Here is a 7,928-nt window from a genome sequence, read left to right on the forward strand (position 1 = left end):
TGCAAAATATGGACTTCAGAGCCAGAAAGATTCATCATCAATCCAACCCATCAAACCACGGGACTAAACAGCTAGCCAATATCGTCTACAACATGCGCCGCTTTCTCTTCCTCGAAAGATTGAGTGCGAGCGCGTAGTCATCCAGCGGGTGGGCAGTCCCCGACCTGCTCAAAACGCAGATCAAAAGCGACCCCAAAAACCGTCGATCAAATCGCCAAAAGTCTTAAATCGCGAGCCAAGCGCATCAACCAACGGTTCGTCGATCCCTCCAGATTGAAGTCAGTCGCTCTTCCGCCACCTTTAACCTCTATGGTCGCAACGGAGATGCGGTTGTCGGACGCATTCAGTCAACATTCTGAACAGCATTCATTTGAAACCCAATGAAATGTTCCGAAAAATTATTTTTTCCAGACGAACTCTCCCGCTCCAGAGATCTTCCAGTTATTGTAGAATTTTATATTCGGTATTTGGAAAGACTGTCTCTTGCTTAAATGGCTTCTTGGGGCGTTCCTCTGCCTTCTTGTCGTTTGTAGTGCGATCATCGGGGGCGGCTGGTTCTGGATCGACCAGAAAGATTTCGCTGCACTTGCGACCCAGAAGCTCGAAAAAGCCACAGGCCGAACGGTTACGATCGGTTCTCTACGCGTTCGTGCTGGACGCTGGATCACGATAGACGCCAAGGATCTGCATCTGGCCAATATTCCCGGAGGGAGCCGTCCAGATATGGTGAGTGTGAGCGCCCTGCATGCCAGGATAAGAGTGACCTCACTTTTGCATGGACCAATTGAAACACGCGATGTCACGATTGACCACTTTTCAGGTCTTTTTGAACGAACGCCGGACCGAACACCTAACTGGCGCTTTAAGCCTCAAAAAACTTCCGATCATGCAGAGACCGAACACTCCGGCTCTGACAAGCCAGACCTGAGTTGGTTTCCGGGACTCCGTAACGCTACGATTATGGACAGCGATGTCACTTATCGCTCCGCAAAGGGCTCTTCCTATCAAGTCGGCATGCAGCATGTGACTTTTCAGTCCGATAATGATGCATCACCTTTGATTATGGCGTTTCAGGGCGCGTACAACGGCACTCCCGTCACGCTGGATGCCACCATGCAGCCGCTTGAGGTTCTACGCCGCGCGCCAGAGCCCTATGGGGCTAAAGCACACATTACTTCTGGCGATCTTGTCATCGATTTCGACGGCACCCTGACAGACGCTCTGAACTTTGATGGTGTGAACGGCAATATTGCCCTTTCCACACCAACTGCGTCTCCAGTGTTCGAACTCGCTGGGCTATCGGGCACTCACCCTGCTGTTCCATTGGCTCTGAAAGGAACCTTCAGCCATACTGGAGACAACTGGCATCTTACGAATGCCTCAGGCAATTTCCAGAACAGCAAAATAAAAAGTGGGACCTTCGATCTCAACGAAGGCGGTAACGGCAAGCCCGATATCATTGCGACAGACCTGAATCTGGGCCGCGTAGATCTCAATGATCTGAATAAAGCCCTCTCATCCGGAAAATCTTCCGGATCAACCGATATTCCGTTGATTGCCCCTGCCAATCCGGATCCGGTTCTGCACGTCAAACTCACCGCAGATGAGATCCTCTACAACGCCCTTACATTCTCGAAACTGAAACTGGAGGCATCCCAAACACCGGGTCGCATTGACGTCAGCACTTTAGCACTAGGTTATCTGGGCGCGGGGCTTCAGGCCAACGGTCACATGGAAGACCAAGGCGGACATTCGCGCGTCACAGCCAACATCGCTCTATCCCATGGTGATATTGATCGCCTTCGCCGTACCGCCGGTCTCGCTCCCGTCCCGGTCAAAGGTGCCCTGTCGATCCGTATTATCGCTTCAGCAAATAATGTCCGCACTTTGAACGAAGCTACGCGGAAGGCCGATCTGGTTGCCGCGGTCAGCATGGAAAAAGGCGAAATTGCCCGTGAAATCGTGGAAGCTGCATCCATGGATCTTCGGCTACTGTTCCGGCACGCCAAGGGAACGACACCGATCACCTGTATGCTTGGTGTTCTGGAGATGCACCAGGGGATTGGGAAAGTTGTTCCGCTGCGCCTGAAAACGAGTACCGGTGTTCTGGCTGCCAAGGCAGATTTTGATCTGAACCGTCGGTGGTTAGACCTTGTTTTCGCGAGCCGACCATTCTCAACAAGCTTTTTTGCTCTCGATATCCCAATACGTGTGAGCGGACGTTTTGACAGCCCAAATTTGAGCATTGCGAAGTGGTCGAAAAAGGGACGGGATCTTTTGGCGGATTCCAACGAATTGACAGTTCTTCCAGCCGCACTCCGCTCCTTTGCATCATCGAATGCCTGCGTTCGCCCCACGCAATGACACACCATTCCAGCAGTTGGGACGTCACCGATTTGCTCCCTCAATGTGCGCAGGTTATGCAGACCCCATAGCGCTTGGAGAGTTTCTGTTATGCGTATAGCAATGATCGGTGGTGGTTACGTCGGACTGGTCTCCGGTGCGTGCTTTGCCGAATTCGGTTCAGATGTAGCCGTTGTCGAGCGGGACCCCAAGAAACTGGCAGCCCTGCGTAAAGGCCGTATTCCCATCTATGAGCCGGGTCTTGATGCCATTGTTGCCAAGAATACCGAGACCGGGCGCCTAACATTCGGAGACGACCTGTCAGCCGCCATTAGTGGGGCGGATGCTGTCTTTATCGCCGTCGGCACCCCGACCCGACGCGGCGATGGTCATGCAGACCTCACCTACGTCTATGCTGCAACAGAAGAAATCGCCCGATCGGCCAAAGAGGGCCTGCTCGTCGTTACAAAGTCTACGGTTCCCGTCGGAACGGGACGCGAAGTGGCTCGTATCTTAAGAGAAACACGTCCCGAGCTCACATTTGACGTTGCCTCAAACCCCGAATTCCTACGCGAAGGTAACGCGATCGGGGACTTCATGCGTCCGGATCGCGTGATTATCGGAATCGATACATCCGGTCCCGACGAGGGCGAGCGGGCGACAAGGATCATGCGTGAGGTTTATCGCCCTCTGCATCTTATTGAAGCACCAATCGTCATCACCGATCTTGAGACGGCGGAACTCACCAAATACGCGGCCAATGCCTTTCTCGCCATGAAAGTCACGTTCATCAACGAAATGGCTGATCTTTGCGAAAAAGTGGGAGGCAATATCCATGATGTCGCGCGTGGCATGGGCCTCGATCAGCGGATTGGCCGGCGCTTTCTGCATCCCGGGCCCGGCTATGGCGGGTCATGCTTCCCGAAAGATACACGCGCCCTGACAGCCATCGCGAGTGACGCTGGCGCTCCATCCCGCTTGGTGGAAGCCACCGTGGCGGTAAACGAAGACCGCAAGAGTCGCATGGCAGAACGCATTATTGCTCAGGCTGGAGGCTCCGTCCAAGGAAAGACAGTGGGCGTTTTAGGACTGACCTTCAAACCAGACACTGATGACATGCGGGAGGCCGCTTCCCTACCTATCCTCGCACATCTTCATGACGCAGGCGCCCGGATTCAAGCCTTTGATCCAGAGGGCATGGAATCTGCCCGTGCGCTTCTTCCTGACGGGATCATTTATTGTGAGGATGCACTGGCAGCAGCTACCGACGCTGACATTCTGGTCGTTCTGACGGAGTGGAACGTGTTTCGCGCCATTGATCCGGACCGCCTGAGCAATGCCATGCGAGGGAAGGCAATTGCTGATCTCAGAAACATCTGGAACCCCGCGACCATGCGGGCTGCCGGATTTGAGTACAGCTCGATTGGACGAATCTGAGTATAAAAAATGCCGGCTCCATGAAGGAGCCGGCTTTTTTTGAGACATCGTTTTCCTGGAGATCAGGACTTGTGAACGGGAGCAAAGGTTCCGTTTCGAAGGCTCATTTCAAGTTGCTCCAGAGACTGTCCTTTGGTTTCCGGCACGTAGCGCAGCACGAACAGGAATGCCGCTGCATTGACGAGGGCGAAAAGCCAGAACGTCATGTGCGCACCCAGCCCCTGAACCAGCGAGAGAGTCGTCAGGGAGATCAGAAGATCTGCTCCCCAATGGCTCCCCGCGACAAGGCTCATACCTTTGCCACGGCAGGACAGTGGATAAACCTCAGCACCAACCAGCCAGACCGCAACCGACAGACTACCCGTGTTGCAGATCGTGTAACCCATGATTGCTATAACCGTGATCCATGCGCCAGCACCGCCCTTCATATGAAGAGCAAACATTGCACCGAGCACGATCAGGGAAATAACTGCACCAGGCAGCAAACGTAGGATCAGTGTCCGGCGGCCCCAGTTATCGACAGCCCAACCACCAAAAATCGTCGCGCAAACCATCGCCAGACCAACCGCAACGGACGTCAGAAGAGCAGATTCCTGTCCGAATCCTGCATCCGCAAAGATCGTTGGAGCGTAGTACAGAACCGCGTTGATGCCGGTCAGCTGACAGAGCAGCGCAATACCAACAGACGCGATGAGAGCAGGGCGAACCCAAAGCTTGGCAAGTTCTGACCAAGGAGCCTGCTCATCATGGTTGTCTATGATGGCTTGAAGCTCATTCTGGGCAACTTCTTCTGAAGACCGCACCCGACGCAGTACAGCAAGAGCTTCGTCTGTGCGTCCTTTGAGCGCGAGCCACCGTGGGCTGTTGGGCAGAAAACCCATTCCGACAAAGAGAATCAGTGCCGGCAGCATGCCGATGCCGAACATGATCCGCCAGCTGCTGTCCCGGAGAAAATAGCCTGTCAGGAAGGAAATCGTGACACCCGAAACAACCGCCAGTTGGAAGCCAACAACCAAGCGTCCACGCCGGTTGGGTGGCGAAATTTCTGCAATGTAGATTGGGACAATCTGAGACGCTGCACCAATCGCAAGCCCCAGAATTAGACGCGATACGATAAGAACCGTAACCCCTTGAGCAGCCGATGCAAGCGCAGTGCCACCAAGAAACAAGGCGGCAGCAAGCATGACCGTCCGGCGGCGGCCAAACCGGTCTGAGATTCCGCCTGCACCAAGACAGCCAATCAGCGCACCGAGAATGATGGCGGACGTTACAATTTCGGACCCGATCGTATCGAGATGAAACTGCTCACGAATCTGTAGAAGTGCTGACGATATGATCCCGGTATCATACCCGAAAAGCAGACCACCCGTTGCAGAGATGGTGGCGATGAAGTTGGTCAGCGCTTCTCCGCTGAGCCGTCGTGAAACATCAAGGGACTGCATCATTAGGGTCTTCTTCCGTCCGTGAGCAGGGTCATTCTGGGTGGGCGCTTCTTTAACGTTACAGCACCTAAAGGAACATCATAAAAGTGAGTATTTTCATATTTCGATGATATTTATGTTATTTATCACCCAGATGTGACATTCGATGATGCAAGTTTGTCACATCTGACCGCATTGCTGGCGATTGAACTTTGACTGTCACCACAGGGACAAAGCGAACATCATGCCCGCTTTCACAAGACTAGTCCGTTTTTAGGAAGAAACCATGATCACCATCCAGCGAGGAGCGGCGTGGCAGGCCTGTTCTCCCGGAATATTGAAAACTCCCGTCAATAACGGGGTAATCAGACAACAGATGGATCAGAATCCATCCGCTCTACAAATCATACGATTGATAAAAAATCTGTAGCTCTTTTGTGACTGAGAATAGTCACGATATCATGGAGCGAATTTTCTAAATTGGAAATATTAAGAATACTTCCGAGAGAAATTCTTGCTCTCTGCGGAAAGTCACCATCCACTGTGAACACGTTGCTCGGGACCAATGCGATACCACGATGGCGCGCATATGATACAAAATCCACGCTACTCCACCACTCAGGAAGCTTTAACCACACATGTGGACCATTGGGATCCATGCCGTGGCTATCCCCCAGAATGTTTCGGGCGATCGACTGCCTAAGTCGCAATTCCTGCTTAATAGACCCCAAAATCTCTTTGGACTGTCCCGTTTGCATCCAGCGCAATGTCAGTGCACTCAATAGTCCTGCGTTTGTAAGGGCAAACGCCCGAACGGCAACAGCAAAGCGTCTGGTCATTTCGGCGTTTGGCAGAGCAACATAAGCGGTTCGCAAGCCAGGGCTCAAAACCTTCGCCAAGGTAGAGATATAGATTACACGGCCATGGTCGAGCGCGGCCAATGCAGGAATGGGATTGTCGTGCAGCAAACTGTAAGGATCATCTTCCACGACATAGAGACGATTATCGTGGACAATCTTCAGGACGTCCTTACGGCGCGCCAGTGACATCGTTACGGTTGTCGGATTCTGAATAGCGGGAATACAATAAAGCGCTTTTGGCTGATATTGTCGGCAGGCCATTTCCAGTTGCTCGGGTATGAACCCATTTTCGTCGCCATCTACCCCGACAAGAATAATCCCGAGTTGATCAGCAACGGTCCGTATCCCTGAATAGGTAATACGATCCGTCAAAATAATATCGCCAGGGCTAGCCAGAATACTCATAGCTGCCGCAAGAGCCGTCTGAGCGCCAGGTACAACCAGCACATCATCTGGACGTCTTGATCCAATAACGGGCTCAATCCACTTTACCGCATGTTGGCGCTCTTCCAGTGTGCCGCCTGTCACGCGGTATGACATGAGATTGGAGATATCCTGCTTCTTCAAAAGAGCCGCAAGATCACTCTGCATAATGCGTTGAAGTGGGGGATTTTGAGGTATCGGCGGCAAATTCATCGTCATGTCAACAATGGCCGCTTTGGGAGATCGCCAATGGCTGACCTCGGCCCCCATCCTGACAAAAGTTCCGCGCCCTACTGTTGCATTAATCAGTCCACGGCGATGCGCTTCCCTGAATGCCCGCGTTACGGTTGTAAGATTTGTATCAAGGGCACTGGCTATTTCCCGCTGTGTAGGAAGCCGTTCACCACCGTGAATAATACCATTACGGATTGAAGCCGCCAAAGCCTCTACAATCGCAAGGTACGTAGGCCCGTTATAAAGGCCTACGTATTCATTCCATTTTTCTAATAATTTTTTGTTTTTCATTGATAAGACGCTTAATTATTTTCTAAGCGACTTCAGGACAAAACTGAAAGAGTGGTCCATCGCCGGACCAATAAAATATCCAACGAATATGGATGCAAATGCCAAAGGCCATGCAAGATATTCATACGGTGAAAACCAGGCCTGGCCTTGGATAATCGTTATGACGGTTATGGCAACCAAAACGAACCCCCAAAGCGAAGACGACATAAAGGGAGCGAAATACCGCCCGTAAATCCCATTTTCTTTTTCAGAAATCGCTTTCGATATACCAATATGATACAGAAAAATCATTGATGAGACAAAGCAGCCAAACAATGCCATCCAGCTTGTGTGGAAGTGATTTTTATCGTCAATGTACGTGTAGTAAAGAGCCAGCGCTACATAGGCATGCGCCAGAAACAGCCCCAGAACCATGCCAAAAAGCCGATGCTTCAGAACCGTCTCAGCTTCGACGTTTTTATTATTATAAACTTCGTTCTTATTAAATTGCTCAATCATGATTCTATTCTCTGTCCTGCAGCACGGTCCAAGGCATCGAGGTCAGTATATCCTCTGTCCATGAGCCTCCACTCTTTGGCGCAGATTGTCTGCCCTTTAGCGCCAATATGCAAATTTCTGCAAACAGATAATGCCGTTGTAAATCAATACAAATGAAGGCAATTCCGGAAAAATTTATACTATAGAGGCATACAATATTTCTGTGGCCCGCCATCAAACAGAAATTTTAGCATACCATATTGTTTTATAATGATTTTTTTGTGTATGGAATTTAATATAAAAATATTATCTTCGCATCGAAATACGTCTTCTCCCAACCCCTTCTAAATAAGAGACGTAAGAGGTGAACCCGTCTGTTTGGACAGTTTTTGGGTTTGAATAAGCTATACCCGGTTCTTGTTATGCCGCCATTCTGACGGCG

The 7,928-nt window shown here is 51.3% G+C and carries 5 protein-coding genes; 2 read left to right on the forward strand and 3 right to left on the reverse strand.

Annotated features, from left to right (window positions below):
- The first annotated feature begins 483 nt into the window (after positions 1-483).
- The gene (locus HK24_RS12130) at positions 484-2,364 is read left to right on the forward strand and encodes an AsmA-like C-terminal region-containing protein (RefSeq protein ID WP_086634687.1); all 1,881 of its coding nucleotides are present in this window, start codon (positions 484-486) and stop codon (positions 2,362-2,364) included.
- 90 nt (positions 2,365-2,454) lie between these two features.
- Entirely contained in the window at positions 2,455-3,780 is a 1,326-nt protein-coding gene (locus HK24_RS12135) for a UDP-glucose/GDP-mannose dehydrogenase family protein (protein ID WP_198942134.1), read from the forward strand.
- A 62-nt stretch (positions 3,781-3,842) separates the two neighbouring features.
- On the opposite strand, the gene HK24_RS12140 is transcribed toward HK24_RS12135, so the two are convergent.
- The 3 genes from HK24_RS12140 to HK24_RS12150 form a co-directional block, all read right to left on the reverse strand.
- Entirely contained in the window at positions 3,843-5,225 is a 1,383-nt protein-coding gene (locus HK24_RS12140) for a sugar porter family MFS transporter (protein WP_086634688.1), read from the reverse strand.
- 380 nt (positions 5,226-5,605) lie between these two features.
- Positions 5,606-7,009, reverse strand: a complete 1,404-nt coding sequence (locus HK24_RS12145) for a PLP-dependent aminotransferase family protein (RefSeq protein WP_086634689.1) — start codon at positions 7,007-7,009, stop codon at positions 5,606-5,608.
- Between the two features lie 15 nt (positions 7,010-7,024).
- Positions 7,025-7,507, reverse strand: a complete 483-nt coding sequence (locus HK24_RS12150; protein ID WP_086634690.1) for a hypothetical protein — start codon at positions 7,505-7,507, stop codon at positions 7,025-7,027.
- Between the last annotated feature and the right edge of the window lie 421 nt (positions 7,508-7,928).

The organism is Gluconobacter sp. DsW_058, assembly GCF_002153615.1.
Classification (GTDB): Bacteria; Pseudomonadota; Alphaproteobacteria; order Acetobacterales; family Acetobacteraceae; genus Gluconobacter; species Gluconobacter cerinus.